Raw genomic sequence first — 22,309 nt, forward strand, 5'->3', positions numbered from 1 at the left:
ACCCGTCGAGTGGGGAGATGCAGAAAACGTTCGTGACGGCCTTGGCTTTATCGCGGAAGATAGGGGGTAAGGAGCAACGCGTCATGATATTTGGCGATGCCGATTGTATCAGTAATGGCGAATTGAGTAGAGGAAGGAAAGATATCAGGGCTTCTAACTACTCGATTATACAAGGGGCCTTTTTCTGGTTATCGAACGAGGAAGTGCCTATCGATGTACGTCGTCCGACACCGCCGGATAATAAAGTTTACCCGAGCGAGACCGGTATGTACATCACGAAGATCATGTTTATGGGAGTATTTCCTCTCTTATTGCTGTTTATCGCGATATTCATATGGATTAGAAGAAGAGGGAGATAAAATGTATGACATGATGATTTAAAAATTCACCGTTCGTTTTAAATCCTGTGTTTGCAGGATTTAGACGTCGGTGTCTCTTAACGTTGATATTTTGTTGGAATTAGAATAAACCAGGGGAAATTCGTAGTGTGCATTATTGACAGAAATTAAATTCGAAGAAAGGGACCATTATCTCCAATGGTCCCTTTTAGTTTTTAAAATTACCTGAAAAGAGTTTGAATAAGATAATAACCTAACCAAGTGGCTAATAGGCCTAAGATGACACTAAGACCGATATTCAATGAAAACAACAAGTAGGCTTTTGCTGTTAATAATTTCAAATTGTCTGCCGAAAAGCTGGAAAAGGTAGTGAAACTCCCACAAAATCCAATAATTAGAAATAGACGATGATTTTGGGTGAGTAAATTGGAATGTGCTGATAAGCCAGTCAGCAAACCAATAATAAAACATCCGATTATGTTTACTGTAAATATTCCTAAAGGGAAAAGAGTAGGGACATTTTTTTGTATGATACCCGTTAACCAGTATCGGGAGACTCCCCCGAGCATAGAACCGATTGCGACAAAAAGTAAATTCATAAAAAATATTATTAAACTTTGCAGGGTAAAAATAGTGGAAATAAGGGAATTAGATATCTTTTAACGTTAAAAATGATATCAATTAACATTTTATTATTTTTAATCTGTATCTTTATCTCGTTTTATGGATAAGCTGCGAATACTATATTTAATTTACATATATATGAAAAGAACGGTAATTTTATTTTTGAGTGTGGTGACATTGATAACTTCTTGTAAAGAGGAAAAACGTCAAACTAATAATCCGTTGTTAAAGCCTTTTACAGCTCCTTTTCATACGCCTCCTTTTGACCAGATTAAATTATCCGATTATAAACCTGCTTTTGACGAGGGGATAAAACAGCATAAAAAAGAGATTGAAGTAATTGTCAATAATACGGAAGAACCGACTTTCGAGAATACGATAATGGCTTTGGATCGATCCGGAGAGTTATTGGATAGGGTGTCATCTATTTTCTTCAACTTATATGCAGCCGTTACGAGTGACGAAATGCAGGAAATCGCCATGGAAGTCAGTCCTATGGTAACGGCTCATAGCGATGAAATCAGTATGAATCCCCAATTGTTTGCCCGTATTAAGTCATTGTATGATAGAAAAGAGAGCTTGGGATTGGATTCGTTAGCACTTCGGACGTTGGAGTTGTATTATAATGATTTTGTTCGGGGTGGAGCGAATTTAAGTGCGGAGGATCAATCTAAACTGAAACAGGTGAATGCCGAATTGGCGAAACTCAGTTTACAATATGGAGATCGTTTGCTAAAAGAGACAAACGCGTTTGTTTTAGAGATTGACAAAGAAGAAGATTTGGCCGGACTGCCGGAGACGGCAATTATCGCCGCTGCCGCCGAGGCCAAAAAACGGGGTTTAGAGGGTAAGTGGGTATTTACCGTTCATAAACCAAGCCTGATTCCTTTTTTACAATATGCCAAGAATCGTCAATTACGCGAGAAATTGTACAAGGGATATTATATGCGTGGAGATAATAACAACGAGAATGACAACAAGGGAATTGTTGCCCAAATGGTCAATTTGCGGTTGGAAAAAGCGAAGTTGTTGGGTTTTGATACTTATGCCTCGTATGTGATTGATAAAAACATGGCCAAAACGCCTCAAAATGTGTATGATTTTATGGGCCGGGTATGGGGGCCTGCTTTAAAGGTTGCGAAACAGGAATTAGCCGAAATGCAGGCTATCGCCAATAAAGAGGGGATGAAAGAAAAGTTGGAGAGTTGGGATTGGTGGTATTATGCTGAAAAATTGCGGAAGCAGAGATACGATTTGGACGAATCCGAGATGAAACCTTATTTAAAGTTGGAAAATGTGCGTGACGGAATGTTTGAAGTCGCTCGTAAGTTATACGGGATTACTTTGGAAAAAAGGACGGACATACCGGTGTATTATCCGGATGTAGAGACTTATGAGGTAAAAGATGCAGACGGATCGCATTTAGCTATTCTTTATCTGGATTATTTTACTCGATCCAGCAAATCGGCAGGGGCTTGGATGACAGAATTCCGTCATTACACGAAAGTGGACGGAAAAGAAGAGTTCCCGCTGGTTTCTGTCGTTTATAATTTTTCTCCTGCGGTCGGTGATGAGCCGGTATTATTGAGTTGGGACGATACGGAAACCATGTTTCATGAATTCGGACATGCTCTTCACGGATTTTTTATCCGGGGGGATTATAAGCGGATAGCCGGCACCATACCTCACGATATGGTAGAGATGCCTTCCCAGATCATGGAGAATTGGGCTGGTGAACCTGAGGTATTGAAGATGTATGCCAGACATTATAAGACGGGTGAACCTATGCCTGATGCATTGATTCAAAAGATACAGGAGAGCGGTCATTTTAATCAGGGATTCGCTACGGTGGAATATGTAGCTGCGGCTTTATTGGATATGGATTGGTATTCTCAAACAACTTCGCGGGAGTACGATGTGAATGCCTTTGAAAAAGCTTCGATGGATAAGCATGGGTTGATAAAAGAGATTTTACCTCGTTACCGGACTACTTATTTCTCTCATATTTTCGATGGAGGGTATTCGGCCGGTTATTATGTCTATCTTTGGGCAGAAGTATTGGATGCGGATGCTTTCCAAGCTTTTAAAGATTCCGGAGATATATATAATCCGGAGTTGGCTGCACGTTTGAGAAAATATATTCTTTCCGAGGGAGGATACGATGATCCTATGAAACAATATATTAAGTTTCGTGGACAAACTCCGTCGGAAATTCCTCTGCTGAAGAAGAGAGGATTGGAATAAATGTGGGAAAAAGCCTCTGGAAGGGGAGAGGCCTGTTAAAATAAACTGAGAGGGTATTTGTGTGATGAAGTGTATTTATGCGTTATTTTTGTTTTTAACCGTATCTTCTTGTCTGTACGGTAAAACTAATTTTGGCCGTTTCGGTATACGGGAGAGAGATGCGGTGCCGGATTCCCTTCGATTGGCAACCAACATCATCCGGGTTAATGGTATTGTCGAGGATGAAAAAGGAGTTCCTATACCGGGAGCCCATATCGTTGAAAAAGGAACTTACCATGGGGTCGTCTCCGATAAAGAGGGACAATTTTCGCTTTCTGTTCCGGCTGACGGAGAGTTAGTTATTTCTTTTGTCGGTTATAAAACCTTGTTTATCCCTATTCAGGGGAAAGCTTTTTTAAGGGTTCATCTGGAGGAGGATATGGTCTTTTTGAAGGATGTGGTTGTTACGGCTTTAGGTATTGAAAAAAGTGGCGTTTCCTTGCCTTACTCTGTTACGCAAATCGGACAGGATGAATTGATAAGGATAAAAGATCCCAATTTATTCGTGGCCTTAATGGGAAAAGTTGCGGGATTGCAGATTCATAAAAGTGCTTCCGGTACAGGTGGATCGGTAAGAGTTTTACTTCGGGGAATTCGTTCCGTGGCCGGGAATAATCAACCTCTATTTGTGATTGACGGTATACCGATTTTAAATGAAAGTAGTGAACAGGCTTATACGGCTATCGGGGGAACGGCAGATGCCGGGAACCGGGATGGAGGAGACGGTATCTCTAACTTGAATCCGGAAGATATAGAAAGTATCAGTGTATTGAAAGGGGCCTCAGCTTCTGCTTTATATGGGACACAAGCTGCCAATGGGGTAATTTTGATTAAGACGAAAAAAGGATTGAGAGGAAAGCAAGAAGTGCAGTTCTCTTCAAGTATGATTTTTGAGAAGGCGATTAATTTACCCGAGTTTCAGAATCACTACGGGGTAAGTGACGGAATTGAGAGTTGGGGGGAGCGGGATAACTTGAAAAAGTACAATGCAGCAAAGGATTTTTTTAGGACAGGCATTTCAGCGATCCATTCTCTTTCATTTTCCACGGGAAATGAGATTATGCAGACCTATTTTTCTTACGCGAATACGGCAGTGAGAGGAATCGTTCCTCAGCATCGCTTTATGAAACATAATATCAATTTGAAAGAAACAGCTTCTTTTTTTGAAGGGCGATTGAAATTGGATGGTAATTTGAATCTAATGAGACAAAAAATGAAGAATCGTCCTACTCCGGGAGGCTTTTATATGAATCCTCTCGTGGGATTGTATCGTTTTCCGCGTGGGGAAGATATTTCAAAGTATAAAAAACATTTTGAGCTATTGGATGAAAAACGGAATCTGATGGTGCAGAATTGGCATAGCTCGGTGGAAGATTTCGAACAGAATCCTTATTGGGTGACAAATCGTATTTTAAGCGAAGACATTCGGAGCAGGGCCATTGTCTCTTTGACGGCGGATGTGAAAATAACGACAGATTTGTCTGTACAGGGAAGAGTCAGTATAGATGATGTTTCGGATAAGTTCAGACAGCGTTTTTATGCCTCAACCGCTCCGGCACTTGCGGGCGAAAATGGGCGTTATATAGATTATACTTACCAGCAAACGTTATTGTACGGGGATTTGCTGGCCACATACCGGCGGTTATTTGGAAAGTTTACGTTTCATATGACACTCGGAACCAGTATAAATAATAATACGATCAGCAGACTTCGGTATGATTCGAAAACGGCTTCTTTGAAATACGCTAATGTATTTACGGTTGCCAATATCAATATGAATACCTCTGCTTATATTGAGGAGCAGAATAGGGCGACCCGGCAGATGCAATCACTTTTTACAACGATTCAGATCGGATACGGTGATTTTCTGTTTTTGGATGTGTCGGCACGGAATGACTGGTCTTCTACATTGGCTTTTACCTCCCATGAATCGACAGGATTCTTTTATCCGTCATTAGGTATAGCATGGGCTTTGAATAAAACTTTAAATTTACCGAAATGGGTCGATTTGGCTAAATTACGTGTATCTTGGAGTCGGGTAGGTAACGATATACCATTATACATTACCAATCCGATGTCCTATGTGTTGGCCGGAGGTGGCGTACAATCTGCCGATGCGGCTCCCTTTGAGGAGATGAAGCCGGAGATGAATAATTCTATCGAATTAGGAACGGAATGGAGATGCTGGCTCGATCGTTTATATGTAGATTTTACTTATTATAGAACGAATACAAGGAATCAGTTTTTTAAATTGCCCGCACAGGATGGAGATGAATATGCTTATCGTTACGTGAATGCCGGAAATATTCAGAATGTCGGGGTTGAATTTTCCGTGGGAGGTATTCCTGTTATTTTCAAAGAGGGAAAATGGGAATCGAAGATCAATTTTGCCACGAATAAGAATAAGGTCTTACGCCTGCATGAGGAGCTTCCGGTATTTATATACGGTCCGCGTGGCTTCTCTTCCAGTTACGCGATGAAGTTAAGAGAGGGAGGATCATTTGGGGATATATACGGAAAAGCCTTTAAACGGGACGAACATGGAGAGATCGTTTACGAGGCGGAGGGAGAAAAAAGCGGTCTTCCCCAGATTGTGGGAGAAGGCAATACGGTGAAAGTGGGAAATGCTAATCCGAATTTTACTTTGAGTTGGAGTAATAATTTGAGGTATAGGGGGTTCTCTTTCCATCTTTTGTTGGACGGGCGCTTCGGTGGGGATGTCCTCTCGCAAACGCAGGCGGATCTGGACATGTTCGGGGTAACTAAAGCTACGGGAAAGGCAAGGGATAAAGGATTTGTCGAATTGGAGGGAAAACGTATTACGGACGTGGAAGGTTTTTATAAAGGTCTTGTCGGGGGACGTGCGGGAGTAACGGAGTATTATATTTACGATGCAACGAATATTCGTCTTCGGGAGTTGTCCATCGGTTACACGCTTCCCGACGGTTGGATGAAAAAAAGTGGTATTTTCAAGAGCGTACAAGTGAATTTTGTAGCTCGTAACCTGTGTTTCCTGTACAAAAAAGCTCCCTTTGATCCCGATTTGGTACTTTCCACGGGTAGTGATAATCAGGCTATTGAAGTATACGGGATGCCGACGACCCGAAATATCGGCTTTAATATCTATTTTACATTTTAATGAGATGAGGAAATATAGTTTCGTTTTTATTGCTTTTGTATGGGGATGGGTGGCTTGTACGGGTCATTTCAAATCCTTAAACACGGATAAAACCGGAATGACGGATGAGGAGATGGAAATAGATCTGAATCACCTGGGGATACCTTTGGGTATTATCCAGCAAGGTATTTATTTTAATTATGATTTCGGAAAAGGAAAGAACTGGCCATACCAGATCATGCAAAATCTGAGTGCAGATATGTTTAGCGGGTATATGCATGATTATAAGCCGTTGAACGGTGGGTCTCATAATTCGGATTATAATATGCAGGATGGTTGGAATGGTACATTCTGGGAGAATACCTACGCTTATGTAATGCCTCAGATTAAACGTTTGGAAGATCTGACTCGATTGGATTATCCGGCTTTTTTTGCCATAACTAAGATTCTGAAGGTGGAGGTGATGCATCGGGTGTCGGATTATTATGGTCCTATCATCTATTCTCAGTTCGGAAATTTGAGGGAGAGCTATGCCCCGGATAACCAGGAAGAGGCATACAGGATGTTTTTTGAGGATCTCGATGAAGCTGTGAATATATTGGATCAGGCTATAAAGGAAGGAGAAGATGCTTCTGCTTTTGCTAAATTCGATATTATAATGGACGGAACCTATGAGTCCTGGGTTAAATTTGCCAATTCTCTTCGTCTCCGTCTGGCTATACGTCTGGCAGTGGTAAATCCGGAAGAGGCAAGAAGAGAGTTTAGAAAAGGGATGGTTAACTCTTACGGTATTTTCACGACTTCACCTGAAAAGGCGGTAGTTTCAACCAAGAATGGTTACACTAATCCGCTTGGGGTGATTAATCAGGTATGGGGAGAAGCCTACATGAATGCCTCTATGGAGTCAATTTTAAATGGTTATGAAGATCCAAGAAGAGCCCATTTTTTTGAAGTTTGTCCGAATGATGTTCAGGGAGAAAACGGGAATATCATTTCTATAAAGGGAGAGTACCGGGGAATTCGGCAAGGAACTGTTTTTGCTCATACGCGGTATAGTGCGCTATCCAGGATATACGTGGAAGGGAGCAGTGAGGCTATTCTGATGACGGCCGCCGAGGTTTGGTTTTTGAGAGCTGAGGCTGCTTTGCGCGGTTGGACTTCAGAGGTTCCTGGGGATTGTTATCGGGAGGGGGTGCGTTGTTCTTTCAATCAATGGGGAGCTGCCGGGGTGGAGGCATATTTGCAGAGCGATCGGGTTGGGGCCGATTACGTGGATGTTTTTGAGCCTGTTAATAATATTAAAGCTCGTTGTTTGGTCTCTCCTCGGTGGGACGAGAGTGCTTCCAGGGAGGTGAAGTTAGAGAAAATCATTACTCAGAAATGGTTAGCTGTTTTTCCTGAAGGGTGTGAAGCTTGGGCGGAACAAAGGCGTACGGGTTATCCTCGTTTGTTTCCGGTACGGGTTAATAACAGTAAAGACGGTTGTATCGATACGGAATTGATGATCAGAAGACTAAACTTTCCGGCTTCCATGATCGATGTGGATCCTGAACAATATGAGAAATTGAAAAAAGCTTTACAGGGGGATGATACTCCGGGAACTCGTTTATGGTGGGATACCGGGAAAAACTTCTAATCTCGTTTTCTTTGCGTAGTTCCTTTTCCTTTTAAGGCTAATATTTCAGTTCGGCCCGAAACTTTCCTGAATTAACTTCGTTATAAATGAAGAAACAGAAGTTAATTAACCTTTTAAATAACATTACTATGGAAGGAAATATTGGTTTAGATGCGAAAATGATCAAATCAAGTAAGACCATTTTAAATAATTTACTTGCAGACCATTTTGTCTTATTAGCAAAAACATGGAATTTTCACTGGAATATGAAGGGGCCGAGTTTTAGATCCTATCATACTTTTCTCGAAGATCTTTACAATGGATTGATTGAAGATATCGACGCTATTGCGGAGAGAGTACGTGATTTGGATGAACGGCCGTTAGGATCTTTGAGGGGATGTTTAGAGCATAACCGCATAAAAGAGTACGATGAGCAGCAACCGCTTCCGGATGCCAAGCATATGTTGGCCCTGTTAAGAGATGATAATGCTGAAATCATTCGTCAGATTCGGACGGATCTTGAAACTATGGATAAAGAAGAATCCAAAGATTTCGGTACTTCGAATTTCTTGGAAGATATGATAGAGAAAAAAGAGAAGGTAGCTTGGATGATTCGGGCTCACTTGGAGTAAAATAGGTTTTTTTGTTATTAGTGGAAACGGGTACCTCACGGATTGAGGCATCCGTTTTTTTTATTGGATAGATGACGGAGGAAAGGATTTTAAATTTTTATCTTTGCCGGTATATTTTAGCTATTAGTGAGTATGAACGAGTGGTCGATAGGAGACGTAATAATCCCTTGGTATGAGCGGAATCGCCGGAATCTTCCTTGGCGGAATACAGATGATCCCTATTTGATATGGATATCGGAAGTTATTCTCCAGCAAACAAGGGTCGTACAAGGTCTGGATTATTTTATTCGGTTTGTGGAACGTTTTCCGAATGTCGTTTCTTTGGCCGAAGCGGAGGAAGATGAAGTGATGACCTATTGGCAAGGTTTGGGGTATTATAGTCGTGCCCGTAATTTACATCGGGCGGCTCGAGAAGTGGTTTCGCTGTATGGAGGAGAGTTCCCTCGGAGCTACAAGGAGGTGCTTTCATTGAAAGGAATCGGGGAGTATACGGCTGCCGCTATTTGTTCGTTTGCCTATCGTTTGCCGTATGCAGCGATAGACGGAAATGTGTACCGCGTATTATCCCGGTTGTTCGATATTGATATCCCGATAGATTCAGGACGGGGAAGGACCTATTTTGCGGAGCTTTCCCGGAGATTACTCGATCGTTTCCGTCCCGATCTTTATAATCAGGCTATGATGGAGTTTGGAGCTTTGCAGTGTATACCGAAATCTCCTGATTGCGAACATTGTCCGTTGAATACCCGTTGTATGGCAAGGGCAAAAGGCAAGGTAGAACAATTGCCTGTGAAAGTAGGGAAGGTACAGGTGAAACCCCGTTATTTTAATTATTTGCACGTTCATGACGAAACCCGTTTTTTATTGAAAAAAAGGGAGGATAAAGATATTTGGCGTAATCTGTACGAATTTCCTTTAATTGAATCGGATAAACCTTTGACTTTTCAGGAACTTCAACAGACTGAAGAGTGGAACCAATTACTGGATGGGGCAGATCGACCGGAAATACGGAGGGTATTTGAACCTCCCAAACATGTATTATCCCATCGGGTGGTTTATGCCGTTTTTTATGAAATAAAGGTCGGTCGTTTTTCTCCCGCTATGACAAAATTTATGCAGGTATCGAAGGAACGATCGGGGGATTATGCTTTTTCCCGGTTAATGCAATTGTATTGGGAAACCGGAAGATAATTTCATATGTTACCGGTATGGGGGGGTAATTGTAAATGTATTTTTTCTTGTTAAAAGAAACAAAATGTCGTTGGTTACCGGGATAATTTTGAATTTTCGAGTTATAAAAGTTATTTTTAAGAGGTATCGAGGGTTAATATCGGCTCATAAAAGTGTGAAATCTGTTAAAATATGGAATGAAATTAAACCGCTTCTTGTTAAAAAAATATTAATCCTTTTTTTGAGACGTGAAATCTTGTTCGAATAAAAACACCTTCCTTTGTTGATAAAGGGCTTTCGGGAGATGGAGAATCGATTGAATGTAAAAGTTAAGTTTTTTATAAAGTATTTTTTACCTGAAAAACATGGGTAAATAATGTCTATTTTTAGTGGTGAGAATTGTGTCATATTTTTAATGAAATGATGTAATTTTTAGACTAACTATGATACGACGTGTGTAACTAAGAATCTATAAAACTTAACAAAAATCTATGGAAGAATCAATCGTTAAAGTCGAAAATTTATCTCATCGCTATAGCGTTCAGTGGGCGATACGAGATATTAATTTTGAGATTACTAAAAATGGGATCTATGGATTGTTAGGCTCTAATGGTGCCGGCAAATCTACGACCATGAACATCATGTGTGGAGTGTTAAAGCAAACGGAGGGAAGTGTATTTATTAAAGGAATCGATTTACGGGAGCATCCGGTAGAAGCCAAACGGCATATCGGATTTTTGCCTCAAAAACCGCCCTTGCATATGGATTTGACAGTAGAAGAGTATCTGATCCATTGTGCTCGTTTACGCCATATTCCGGCTAAAGAGGTCTCTAAGGCGGTTATGGAGGTCATGGGCCGTTGTGGTATTACCCATTTTCAAAAACGATTGATCCGTAATTTGTCAGGAGGATATCAACAACGTTTGGGGATAGCGCAGGCTATCGTTCATAATCCGGATTTCGTGGTGTTTGATGAACCGACGAACGGGTTGGATCCGAACCAGATCGTTGAAATCCGTCATTTGATAAAAGAGATTGCTGAAGATCGTACGGTTGTGCTTTCGACCCATATCTTGCCGGAAGTGCAAGCAACATGCGATTACATTCGCATGATCGAACAGGGACGACTTGTTTTTGCCGGAACCGTAGATGAATTCGATAACTATATTATACCGAATACCTTGGTCGTTTCAATGGTAGCTATGCCTTCTGCTGAAGAATTACGCGGTATTCAAGGTGTATTGGGGGTAGAAGAGCTGGGCGGAACGAAATATCGCTTGCAATTTTCCGATGTACAGGAGGTCACGGAAAGAATAGTTGAAATGAGTGTTGCTCGCGGCTGGCGTTTGACCGAAATTTATTTAGAAAAGAGTTCATTAGATACGATTTTTGCAGAATTATCCAAAAAATAAAAAGAAATAGACAATGAAGACGATATATAATATAGCCAGAACTGAATTACAAACTTTATTTTTCTCACCGATTGCCTGGCTGATTCTTATAATTTTTACTTTTCAATCGAGTATGGCATTTGCCGATGTGATGGGAGGCATGGTGAGAAATCAAGCTTTAGGATACGGTTTAAGAGGTGTGACTTTGGGCGTATACGCTTCGCCTTGGGGTGGATTATTTCCTATCGTACAGCAATATCTTTATCTTTATATCCCTCTGTTGACCATGAGCTTAATGAGCCGGGAGCTGGGCAGCGGTTCTATAAAATTACTCTATTCTTCTCCGGTGACCAACATTCAGATCATTTTAGGAAAATACCTTTCCATGATGATTTATGCTTTGGTTTTGATCGGAGTGTTGATGGTTTATGTTCTTTTCACTGCTTTTACGGTTAAGATGTTGGATTTTCCGGCTATCCTTTCCGGATTGCTCGGACTCTATCTATTGATCTGCGCTTATGCGGCAGTCGGACTTTTCATGTCCAGTTTGACTTCTTATCAAGTGGTTGCCGCCATGGGTACTTTGGCTGTATTGGCCGTATTGAATTTCGTGGGAGGAATGTGGCAGGATATTGCTTTTGTCCGTGACATTACGTATTGGTTATCTATTTCCGGGCGTTGTGATGAATTTATTAGCGGTTTGATTTGCAGTGAGGATTTATTGTATTTTATCATCGTGATCGCCTTGTTCCTTTCGTTGGCGATTATTCGTTTGCAAGCTTGTCGTCAGAAAACGCCGTGGGCTGTCAGTATGGGAAAATACGTGGGGGTTGTCTGCATCGCTATGATTTTGGGGTATCTGACATCTCGTCCTACGTTGATGGCATTTTATGACGCAACCCGGACCAAGGTGAGAACCTTAACCGAGAACAGCCAGGATGTGGTAAAACGTTTGGAAGGCGGCTTGACTATTACGACTTACACGAATGCTTTAGAGGACGGAACGTTGTGGTACGCGACTCCTCGCTACGTGAATCAGGATTTGGAGCGGTTTAAGCAATATACCCGATTCAAACCGGAAATTAAAATGAAGTACGTATACTATTACGATACGGTAAATAATCCTGATTTGGAAAAACGTTATCCGGGGCTTTCGGATCGGGAGCGGATGGTGAAAATCTGTAATTCTTGGGGATTGGATTCCAATCTGTTTATCACCCCGGAACAGATTCGTCAACAGATTGACTTGTTCCCGGAAGGGAATAGATTTGTTCGCTTGATAGAACGGGAAAACGGACAAAAGACCTTCCTTCGGGTTTACGATGATATGATGCGTTTCCCGAGCGAATCTGAAATTACAGCAGCTTTAAAACGCTTGGTGATGAAATTGCCGAAAGTCGGCTTTTTGACCGGTCATGGAGAACGAGACAATAAACGTGAGGGGGATCGGGATTATAACCGCTTTGCTCAGGATAAACCTTTCCGCTATTCGTTGATCAATCAAGGATTTGATTTTTGTGACGTGGCCTTGGATAAGGAAATTCCGGAAGATGTATCTATCTTGGTTATCGCCGAGATGAGAAGCCCGATGACGGCAGAGGAAAAAGTGTATTTGGATAAGTATATTGCCAAAGGCGGAAACCTGTTGATTTTGGGAGAGCCGAAGCGTCGGGATGTCATGAATCCGTTGGTAGAACAGTTCGGTGTACAGTTTGTGCCGGGTACGTTAGTAAAACCGAGTGAGAACTTCCTTGCTGATTTTATAATCACGGATCCGACGAAGGAAGCGGGAGAACTCTCTTACGCCTTTGATATCATGCGCAGATACGAATATAAAGCGACCATGCCTAATGTTTCCGGATTGGAATACACGGAGGGAAAAGGGTTTACTATGACACCTTTGTTTAAAACGGATTCATTGGTATGGAACGAGTTACAAGTCACGAATTTTGTTGATGATACGGTAAAATATAATCCGGAAAAGGGAGAAGTTCAAAAATCGTACGTGACAGGTTTGGCTTTATCCCGGAAAGTTGGAGAAAAAGAACAAAAAATTATTATATTTGGAGATGCTGATTGTATCAGTAACGGAGAGATCAGTATCGGAAGGAAGAACGTGGATGCTTCAAACTATACGATTATTACAGGAGGTTTCTTCTGGATGTCGGATAATGAGGTGCCTATCGACGTGCGTCGTCCGACTATGCCGGATAACAAGGTATACCTGGGTGAGACAGGAATGTACGTTTCTAAGATCGGATTTATGGGTGTATTCCCGGGAATATTGGCTATATTTGCAATATTGATCTGGATTCGTAGAAGAGGAAGATAAAAAGATTACAGTGTATCCTGAATCGTCTTGACGATTCAGGATACTGACCTAAAATAAACGATGAAAAAAACAAATTATGAGTTTTACAATTGACAAGCAAACCCTGGATGACCTCAACATTTTTGGAAAACAGCACAGAGGGAATTCGATTTACAGTTTGTTCAACACCACTCGAACGAGAGGTGGGGCTTTGGTGTTGGAGGAAATGTTTCTTTATCCGCTGTCTGACGTGGATAAAATCAATAAAAGGAGTACGATCATCAAATATTTTCAGGAAAAGAACGTGGAATTTCCGTTTCGAAGCGAACTGTTCGATACGGTAGAGCACTACCTGAGCAATACGGATAGTCGTACGAAGATTGTGGCCGAGAACAATACTTTACAACGGAAATTCCGTAGCTATATGGGGACAGATACTGAATATGAATTATTGCATAAAGGTATTTTAGCCTCTGTTGAGATTATTAATTGCTTGCATGACTTTTTTATTCAGATCGATGCGATAAATGCTGTCGATTCTTATAAAGAAGAGGTGGAGGAGATGAATAAGATCATTCTTGATGAAGAATTTGCTTGGGCTTATAAAGAGAAGGGTTTGAAAAAAATAGCTTACGCGAAAACGGCCGATTACGACCATATTTTGCGTTATGCCGCCAGGGATAAAATGAAGAAGTTGCTCTATTACATCTATAATATGGATGTATATATTTCTATCGCTCAGGTGGCTATTAAGCGAGGTTTCGTTTTTGCGAAAGCTCTACCATCGGATCAAAATGTATTGAAAATTGACGGGATGTATCATCCTCAATTAAAAAATCCGACACCGAATACCCTGCATGTCGATCACAATAGTAATGTGATTTTCTTGACGGGAGCTAACATGGCCGGAAAGTCTACATTCATGAAGACTTTCGGCGTATGTATATTCTTAGCCCATATGGGATTCCCTATTCCGGCCGAAAGCATGGAATTTTCCGTCCAGAACGGAATGTATACGACGATCAATTTGCCGGATAATTTGAATATGGGATACAGCCATTTCTATGCGGAGGTTCTCCGGGTAAAAAAAGTGGCCGAAAGTGTGAGTCGTTCTCAGAACCTGATTGTTGTTTTCGACGAGCTGTTCCGCGGTACTAACGTGAAAGATGCTTATGATGCGACCGTTGCCGTAACGGAGGCTTTTGCGGCCAACCGGAACTGTACTTTTATTATTTCTACCCATATTATTGAGGCTGGAGAGACATTACGCGGGCTTTGCGACAATATTAATTTCGCTTATCTTCCCACGATTATGCAAGGAAGTATGCCGGTATACACCTATAAGTTAGCTTCAGGTATTACCAACGACCGGCATGGTATGATGATTATCAACAATGAACGTATCATTGAGATAATAAAGAGTAGAAAGAAAACCAACAACGCTAAATCTAATTGATCATGAGCTTTACCGTAGATAAACAGACTTTGGATGACCTTAACATGCTCGGTAAATATAAGAATAATTCTATATTTAACGTGTTTAATCATACTTGTACCCGGGGCGGGGGACAACTCTTGGAATACATGTTCCAAAACCCTTTAAGTGATGCTGAGGCTATCAATAAGCGGAGTAGTGTATTCCGTTATTTTCAGGAACAAAATGTAGAGTTTCCTATCGAAAACGAATTGTTTGATGTGGTTGACCATTACCTGAGTAATTTAGGACACGCGAATCCCATTGTGGCAGCCATGAATACCTGCCGTAGGAAATTATTGAATTATATAGGATCGGATAAGGAATTCGAAATGATATATAATGGAATCATCGCTTCCATCGAGTTTTTGAACCTGATAAACGATTTTAATCAGAAACTGGCTAAAGGGGGAGCTTCTTCTCCTTATTGGAAGACGATCGAAGAGATGGATGCTATTCTTCATGATAAAAAAATGGCTTGGGCGCTTAACGAACGGGGAGTGGCCCGTCTCTCTTTAGCGAAGGTGGCCAGATTCGATCATCTTTTGCGATATACTTGTCGAGAGAAAATCAAAAGGATGATGCAGATTATTTATGAATACGATGTGTATATCACGGTTTCCCGGATTGCCAGAGAGAAAAAATTCGTTTATGCGAAAGCCAATCAAATGGTAGAGGATAAAAACGATATAACGATAACGAAGGTATATCATCCTCAGTTGACGGGGGCTGTTGCCAATTCCGTGCATGTCGATCACGAGCACAATGTGATTTTCCTGACCGGTGCTAATATGGCCGGAAAATCTACATTCATGAAATCTTTCAGTATCGCTATTTATTTGGCCCATATGGGATTCCCCGTTGCGGCCGAACGTATGGAGTTTTCGGTTCAGGACGGTATGTATACTTCCATAAATGTAGCTGATAACTTGAATATGGGATATAGTCATTTCTATGCTGAGGTACTTCGTGTAAAGCATGTGGCAGAAGAGGTGAGTTTAGGTAAAAATCTGGTCATTATATTCGACGAGTTGTTTAAAGGAACCAACGTGAAGGATGCTTACGATGCTACTGTTGCCGTAACGGAAGCGTTTGCAGAGAATCGGAATTGTTCTTTTATTATATCAACCCACATTATAGAGGCCGGACAAACATTGCGGGAACATTGTTCTAACTTGAAATTTGTATTCTTCCCGACAATTATGAAGGGCTCTATTCCGACTTATACCTATACGTTACAAGAGGGTATTACCAATGACCGTCACGGTATGATGATTATCAATAATGAACATATTGTGGAAATTATAAAAGGTCGAGAGGTCGAACCGGCTAAATAAGTGAGCGTAAGTGAAAAAATTAGGCTGATATAAATATCAGCCTAATTTTTTTTTGTTTATTGTATGGAATATCGTAGCGATTTGCTAATTTTGTAATACGAAACATAACGATGAAGGCCTTTTTGAAATATAGTGTTTTACTGTTTGTAGTAATCATTTATCTGATTCAACAGATAGATTCTTCTACTCGTGTCGTTACGGCCGATAAGCAGGAAAAGATTGTTTCGAACGAAGAGGAGGCTTTTCATCAGTTGGCTTTTTTGACTGCTCTGAATGCGAATGCGGTACCTGTAAATTCGGTACATGAGGTGCTGACTTCTTTTCCGACTTTTCGTTATCTTCCCAAGAGTAATCTTTTTTGCGGGATAGAAGAACGTAAATGTGTGTTTCCTTCCTATTTTAAAAATGTCGAACATTTTTATAGAGATTCTTTTGCACTGAAGCAAGACGCGGGATATTATGTCTTTGCTTTACGTGAAATCATTGTATGATTCTGAACCCTGGAGGCATCTTGGTGCCTGTTAGAGTTTTCGTGATATGTATTTCTGCTTTCACGGAATGCTTGATAGAGTTATTGTGGCGGGATAATTGTGTTTAATTTCCCGGAAAAAAAGAGTCATTATTTAATGTTTATACTATGGAAAAGTTTGATTATATTGGAGATATTATATTGAAAGTCGATGAAGGTAAAATTGTAAAGAAAAAGAAATCACCGGTAAAACCTTTGGGCTTATTGTTGGTCGGAGCCGCTGTTTTGTATTTCGGTTCCACTCATATCAATGCCGCGGAAAATGACATCCTTTCTTCGGTGGCGATCATGATCGGTTTGGGGATCATCGGATGGGGGATCGTGGCTTTTCTCGTGAAAAAAGAGAATTATATTTATAGTCCGACAGGAAAAGTCTTGAAAAAACACAAGGTTTATCTGTCACCCAACCAGTCTTCCAGGTTATATCAGATTTTAGAGGAAGATAAGTTCGATGATTTGCAAGCGCTTAACCGTACCAATCAGTCTAATTTGAGTTTGGAAATTTTTAGTACGGACGATGATGAGTATGCTTTGCTACAAGCATTGGAATTTATTCCTTATAACGATGTGCCTACTTCCCCGGTAAAAATATGCTCGGGAACGAAAGCGAAACAGATAGCTTATTTTTTAAAATAAATTCCTAAATTCTCAGCCACTTTAAACATATACTCTCTGGCTTCTTGGGAATTGTTTCCAATAATGCCATCAAGGATCGCTTCTTTGATGGCATTCTTGATATCCCCGACCAGACGACAGGGTGGTAAATTGAAGGTGGCGATAATCTCTTCTCCGCTGATAGGGGGTTGAAAATTCCGGATGGCATCTTTTTCTTCCACCTCTTTCAGTTTTTGGCGAACGATCTGGAAATTGTCTAAAAAACGCCTTACCTTTTCTTCGTTTTTGGAGGTAATGTCCGCTTCTGCCAAACACATCAGGTCGTCGATGTCATCTCCCGCGTCGAATAGCAGGCGTCTGACAGCCGAATCTGTTACGATATCTTCGGAAAGGACAATGGGACGCATATGTAAGAAAACTAATTTTTGAACGTATTTCATCTTTTCATTCTGGGGTAATTTTAGTCGATTGAATATTTTGGCTACCATACGTTCTCCGATATGATTATGGCCATAGAATGTCCAGCCTTGTCCGGTAATAAATTTTTTAGTAACCGGTTTGGCTATATCATGCAATAGAGCGGCCCATCTTAGCCAAAGATTGTCCGAATTTCTGGCAACGGAATCCAAGACGGTCAGTGTATGATAAAAGTTGTCTTTGTGTCCGATTCCTTCGACGATTTCAACACCTTTTAATGCGGTCAATTCGGGAAAAAAAAGATTCAATAACCCGGCTTCCTCCAGTAGTCGAATTCCTACGGAGGGTTTAGGGGAAAGCATGATCTTGTTAAATTCGTCTATGATTCTTTCCTTTGAAACGATTTTTAATCGTTCGTTATTGGCTCTTATTCCCTCGAAAGTTTCCGGAGCGATAGAAAATCCTAACTGGGAGGCGAATCTCACGGCCCGCATCATTCGCAACGGATCATCGGAAAAGGTGATGAGCGGATCAAGGGGTGTCTTTATGGTCTGTTCTTTTATATGTTGTAGACCGCCGAAGGGATCAATCAATTCTCCGTAGTTAAAAGTATTCAGAGAGATGGCGAGTGCGTTGATCGTAAAATCACGGCGTTTCTGATCATCCTCGAGAGAACCTTGTTCTACAACGGGTTTTCGCGAATCAAAGTGGTAGGACTCTTTCCGGGCTCCGACAAACTCGATTTCTACGCCCTTATAGCGGAACATCGCGGTTCCAAAGTTTTTGAATATGGAGATGTGCAGGTTACCGAGTTGCCGTGCCGCTGTTTCGGCTAATTCAATGCCATTTCCTAACACAACAATATCGATATCTTTGGAGGGCCTTTGCAGGATCAGGTCCCGTACGTATCCGCCAATAACATATATTTCACATCCTTTTTGGGCTGCAATTTCCGATAGTAAGTGAAAAATAGGATGTTTCAAATGCTTCTGCATATTATTTCTATTGAATGATAGACTCTCTGGTAAAACGGCATACAAAAATAGGAAGTTATACGTTACCGACCAAAATTCTTTTCGGTTTGTTTCCGCTCGGGAGAAATTGTCCGTTCGGAGTTTTTTCCTATTTTTGAAATGTAATTGAAGGAGATATGAATAGAACAAGGAAATGGGCTGTGTTATTTGATTTGGATGGTGTCGTTTTAGATACGGAAAAGGCATACGATGGTTTTTGGGAGGAGGAGGGAAAGCGTTATCGGCCCGATATACAGGCTTTTCACCGAAAAGTCAAAGGCTTCACTCTGCAAAAGATCGTAGCGGAGTTTTTGGAAAATGATCCTCAAAAGGAGCAGTCGATTCTACGACGGCTGGACGCATTGGAGTCTCGTATGGACTATCCCTATATTCCGGGGGTATTGGATTTTATAGAAGATCTTAAAAGTCGGGGAGTCCCAATCGCTTTAGTGACCAGTTCCAATGAGAAAAAGATGGAATACGTGTATCATGCCCGTCCGGAGTTAGCCGCATATTTTCAAGTAAAGATTACTGCCGATAAGATTACTCGCTCTAAGCCCGATCCTGAATGTTATCTGTTGGGAGCTGAAGCGTTGGGAGTAAAACCGGAGTTTTGTTTCGTATTCGAAGATTCTTTTGCGGGCTTGGAAGCCGGGGAGAGGGCAGGAATGAAGGTAATAGGATTGGCAACGACAAACCCCCGGGAGGAAATGGAGAGACGGACTAACCGGGTCATATCCGATTTTGTAGGGTTTGCTTATGAAAAAATGATAGAGTGATTCTATGATTATTCGAATCGTTTGCTCCTCTGATCCCGGAATCCCTCTTGTTTTATAGTGTTAGCGGAAATAAATTCCGCGGGGGTAAAGAATTCCATCAATTATGTAAACGTTTTTTATTTATTTTAATCGTCGAATCTTTCAATCGCATAATAGAAGAATGTATAAACCTAATTTCTTTGTTGTAACGGGAGGTCCCGGTGCGGGAAAAACGACTGTCATGGAGGAACTCCGGCTCAGGGGAGCGGTTACTGTAGCGGAGAGCGGAAGGTGTATTATCCGTGAACAGCTTGCTTCCGGAGGAGATGCTTTGCCCTGGAGAAATACCCGAAAGTATTCGGAATTGATGTTACAATATGCAATTCGGGATTTTGAGAACCACAAGGAGGCGGAAGAGCTTTGTTTTTTCGATAGAGGAATCCCGGATGTATTGGGTTACAGTCGCTTAATAGGATTGAATGAGTGGGATGAATTGAGGAGTGCAGCCTCTTGTTATCGATACAATAAAAGGGTATTCTTATTTCCTCCGTGGAGAGAGATATATTGCACGGACGAGGAGCGAAAACAGGATTTTGAATTGGCGGTAGAAACCTGCGAGGAGATGAAACGAACTTATGGAGCGTTAGGATATACCGTTACGCCGGTTCCTTTATTGTCTGTTCGGGAGAGAGCGGATTATATGCTTGATTTTTTACGAAAAGAGAAGGAATGTGGTCGATAAAAATAGTCCGGAATTATTTCCGGACTATTTTTATCGTATGATTTCGAATTACACGATGCCGGAAAATCCCATAAAAGCCATGGCTAACAATCCGGCTGTCAGGATTGCTATAGCGGGTCCCTGCATCCCTTTGGGAATATTTACCAGCTCCAGCTGTTCCCGGATACCGGCGAATATGGTTAGGGCCAAACCGAAACCCAGAGCTGTCGAGGCGGCGAATACGACCGATTGCAGCAGGTTATAGTCTTTTTGAATAACCATGATGGCTACACCGAGAACGGCACAGTTTGTCGTAATTAAGGGTAGGAAGACCCCTAACGCCTGATAGAGTGCGGGACTTACTTTCTTCAGAATAATTTCTACCATTTGTACGAGGGCTGCAATGATCAGGATAAAGGTGATTGTTTGCATAAATCCGATCTGAAGCGGATCAAGTACTGTTTTTTGTACGATAAACGTAACTAATGTGGCCAAAATCATTACGAAAGTAACGGCTCCGGTCATGCCGAGTGCGGTAGGTACGCTTTTGGAAACCCCTAAAAAAGGACATATTCCCAGGAACTGGGCCAATACGATATTGTTAACGAATACTGCCGCAATAAATATAAATATATATTCCATTATAGTTTTAGATTTTAGGTTCTTATCATAATCATCTTCAATTCGTCTTCCTGATCCTGTTAATCAGAGCAATTAAATAGCCTAAAGCGATGAACGCTCCCGGGGCTAAGACGAAAATAAGCATTCCGTAGTGTTCACTATACAATGTTATGTTGAATAACTTACCGCTTCCTAAAATTTCTCGAATTCCCCCCAAGATGGTTAATGCCATAGCGAATCCCAGTCCAATGCCTAACCCGTCTAAAATGGAAGGAATGGCCTTGTTTTTTGAGGCAAAGGATTCGGCTCGTCCTAATACGATACAGTTCACTACGATCAGGGGAATAAATAATCCCAATGATTCATGAAGTCCCGGTGTGTAAGCAGCCATACACATGTCCACCACGGTAACGAATGCCGCTATGATCACGATGAAGCCCGGTATACGGATTTTATCGGGGATCAGGTTTGATACTAATGAGATCACAAGGTTTGACAGAGTCAACACAAATGCCGTAGCCAATCCCATTCCCAACCCGTTGACAGCCGATGTCGTTACTCCCAGCGTGGGACACATTCCGAGCAATAGAACGAAGGTCGGATTTTCTTTGAAGAAACCTTTGGTGAAATTTTGCCAATTGTTCATAGGTCCAGTTTAATTTTATATTGGCGACTGTATCGCAGTCGTTAAATTTGTTAATTCTCAGTTTTTATTTGTTGGGTTGCTCCCGATTGGGTATCCGCCCCGTTTAAAGCGGCTGCAGCCCGATTTATTGCATCCAAAAATGCCCGTGAAGAGATCGTGGCTGCCGTAATCGCATCCACGTCTCCACCGTCTTTAGTAACTTTTAATCCGGTTTTTCCCGGTTTTTTTCCTGTCACGTTTCCTTTCCCTCCCCGTGTAAACCAGCTATCCATCTTGGAACCTAATCCAGGTGTCTCTTTATGTTCGAGTACGGAATAATTGTGAATGGTTCCGTCCGGGTTAAAACCGACCATCAGCCATACTTTTCCGCTGAAACCGTTGTTGCTATACGTCTTTATGGCCGTGCCGACAAGCTCGCCCGCTTTTTTGGCCGGATAAAATATCAATTCGCCTCCGTCGGGAGTCTTTTCTGTCCATGCTTCAGCCATCGGGTCGTTGTCGAAAGCGGCTACGACATTCCGGATTGCTGTCACCTGTTTTTCCAATTTGGCTTTATCGATTAGCCCCGAAGTAAATTCGTTGACAAATCCAACGGCAGCCGACGAGATTAGGGTTATGGCGGATAAAACTAATACCATATTTTTAAAGGTTGACTCTAATTTCTTTCCCATAGTTTTAAAATTTATGATTTAGCGA

General features: G+C 41.4%; 18 protein-coding genes and 1 pseudogene. 14 read left to right on the forward strand and 5 right to left on the reverse strand.

Features of this window, described 5'->3' with window-relative positions; genetic code table 11:
* Positions 1-359: pseudogene (locus BN3283_RS14610) on the forward strand (Gldg family protein); the annotation flags it as partial.
* A gap of 200 nt (positions 360-559) precedes the next feature.
* On the opposite strand, the gene crcB reads toward BN3283_RS14610, so the two are convergent.
* Positions 560-937 carry a fluoride efflux transporter CrcB gene (crcB, locus tag BN3283_RS14235; protein ID WP_082667048.1) on the reverse strand — a complete coding sequence of 126 codons (378 nt, stop codon included), beginning with the start codon at positions 935-937 and terminating at the stop codon, positions 560-562.
* Between the two features lie 163 nt (positions 938-1,100).
* On the opposite strand from crcB, the gene BN3283_RS02365 reads away from it, so the two are divergent.
* From BN3283_RS02365 to BN3283_RS02420, 11 genes are all read left to right on the forward strand, one after another.
* On the forward strand, positions 1,101-3,206 hold the full coding sequence (locus tag BN3283_RS02365) for a M3 family metallopeptidase (RefSeq protein WP_059025525.1): 2,106 nt from the start codon (positions 1,101-1,103) through the stop codon (positions 3,204-3,206).
* A gap of 64 nt (positions 3,207-3,270) precedes the next feature.
* Positions 3,271-6,384: a SusC/RagA family TonB-linked outer membrane protein gene (locus BN3283_RS02370; RefSeq protein ID WP_082667049.1), complete on the forward strand. Its 3,114-nt coding sequence runs from the start codon at positions 3,271-3,273 to the stop codon at positions 6,382-6,384.
* Positions 6,385-6,388: 4 nt separating this feature from the next.
* Positions 6,389-7,999, forward strand: coding sequence for a SusD/RagB family nutrient-binding outer membrane lipoprotein (locus BN3283_RS02375; RefSeq protein WP_059025526.1), 1,611 nt, complete (start codon positions 6,389-6,391; stop codon positions 7,997-7,999).
* A 128-nt stretch (positions 8,000-8,127) separates the two neighbouring features.
* Entirely contained in the window at positions 8,128-8,610 is a 483-nt protein-coding gene (locus BN3283_RS02380) for a Dps family protein (RefSeq protein ID WP_041502524.1), read from the forward strand.
* A gap of 132 nt (positions 8,611-8,742) precedes the next feature.
* On the forward strand, positions 8,743-9,801 hold the full coding sequence (gene mutY / locus BN3283_RS02385; RefSeq protein WP_059025527.1) for an A/G-specific adenine glycosylase: 1,059 nt from the start codon (positions 8,743-8,745) through the stop codon (positions 9,799-9,801).
* Between the two features lie 470 nt (positions 9,802-10,271).
* Entirely contained in the window at positions 10,272-11,192 is a 921-nt protein-coding gene (locus BN3283_RS02395) for an ABC transporter ATP-binding protein (RefSeq protein WP_041502526.1), read from the forward strand.
* Positions 11,193-11,205: 13 nt separating this feature from the next.
* Positions 11,206-13,503 (forward strand): Gldg family protein, encoded by a 2,298-nt coding sequence (locus BN3283_RS02400; RefSeq protein WP_041502527.1) that lies wholly within the window; start codon positions 11,206-11,208, stop codon positions 13,501-13,503.
* Positions 13,504-13,579: 76 nt separating this feature from the next.
* Positions 13,580-14,938 (forward strand): MutS-related protein, encoded by a 1,359-nt coding sequence (locus BN3283_RS02405; protein WP_059025528.1) that lies wholly within the window; start codon positions 13,580-13,582, stop codon positions 14,936-14,938.
* Between the two features lie 2 nt (positions 14,939-14,940).
* Entirely contained in the window at positions 14,941-16,293 is a 1,353-nt protein-coding gene (locus BN3283_RS02410) for a MutS-related protein (protein WP_041502529.1), read from the forward strand.
* A 110-nt stretch (positions 16,294-16,403) separates the two neighbouring features.
* The gene (locus BN3283_RS02415; RefSeq protein ID WP_059025529.1) at positions 16,404-16,784 is read left to right on the forward strand and encodes a hypothetical protein; all 381 of its coding nucleotides are present in this window, start codon (positions 16,404-16,406) and stop codon (positions 16,782-16,784) included.
* Between the two features lie 146 nt (positions 16,785-16,930).
* A complete protein-coding gene (locus BN3283_RS02420; protein WP_041502531.1) occupies positions 16,931-17,458 on the forward strand; it encodes a hypothetical protein in 528 nt (175 codons plus the stop codon).
* Here the strand turns inward: BN3283_RS02420 and BN3283_RS02425 are convergent.
* Complete coding sequence (locus BN3283_RS02425) at positions 17,443-18,849, reverse strand: CCA tRNA nucleotidyltransferase (RefSeq protein ID WP_059025530.1); 1,407 nt, start codon at positions 18,847-18,849, stop codon at positions 17,443-17,445. The genes BN3283_RS02420 and BN3283_RS02425 overlap by 16 nt on opposite strands.
* Before the next feature lie 155 nt (positions 18,850-19,004).
* Here BN3283_RS02425 and BN3283_RS02430 point away from each other — a divergent pair, with 155 nt between their 5' ends.
* Together BN3283_RS02430 and BN3283_RS02435 are read left to right on the forward strand one after the other, a co-directional pair.
* The gene (locus tag BN3283_RS02430; RefSeq protein WP_059025531.1) at positions 19,005-19,646 is read left to right on the forward strand and encodes an HAD family hydrolase; all 642 of its coding nucleotides are present in this window, start codon (positions 19,005-19,007) and stop codon (positions 19,644-19,646) included.
* A 160-nt stretch (positions 19,647-19,806) separates the two neighbouring features.
* Positions 19,807-20,367: an AAA family ATPase gene (locus BN3283_RS02435; RefSeq protein ID WP_059025532.1), complete on the forward strand. Its 561-nt coding sequence runs from the start codon at positions 19,807-19,809 to the stop codon at positions 20,365-20,367.
* 48 nt (positions 20,368-20,415) lie between these two features.
* Here the strand turns inward: BN3283_RS02435 and BN3283_RS02440 are convergent, their stop codons facing one another.
* The 3 genes from BN3283_RS02440 to BN3283_RS02450 are packed head-to-tail and all read right to left on the reverse strand — an operon-like array spanning position 20,416 to position 22,284.
* Entirely contained in the window at positions 20,416-20,988 is a 573-nt protein-coding gene (locus tag BN3283_RS02440; RefSeq protein ID WP_059025533.1) for an electron transport complex protein RnfA, read from the reverse strand.
* A 37-nt stretch (positions 20,989-21,025) separates the two neighbouring features.
* Positions 21,026-21,613 (reverse strand): RnfABCDGE type electron transport complex subunit E, encoded by a 588-nt coding sequence (locus tag BN3283_RS02445; protein ID WP_041502536.1) that lies wholly within the window; start codon positions 21,611-21,613, stop codon positions 21,026-21,028.
* A 50-nt stretch (positions 21,614-21,663) separates the two neighbouring features.
* A complete protein-coding gene (locus tag BN3283_RS02450) occupies positions 21,664-22,284 on the reverse strand; it encodes an RnfABCDGE type electron transport complex subunit G (protein ID WP_041502537.1) in 621 nt (206 codons plus the stop codon).
* Between the last annotated feature and the right edge of the window lie 25 nt (positions 22,285-22,309).

Source organism: Gabonibacter massiliensis (assembly GCA_001487125.1).
GTDB lineage: Bacteria > Bacteroidota > Bacteroidia > Bacteroidales > Marinifilaceae > Gabonibacter > Gabonibacter massiliensis.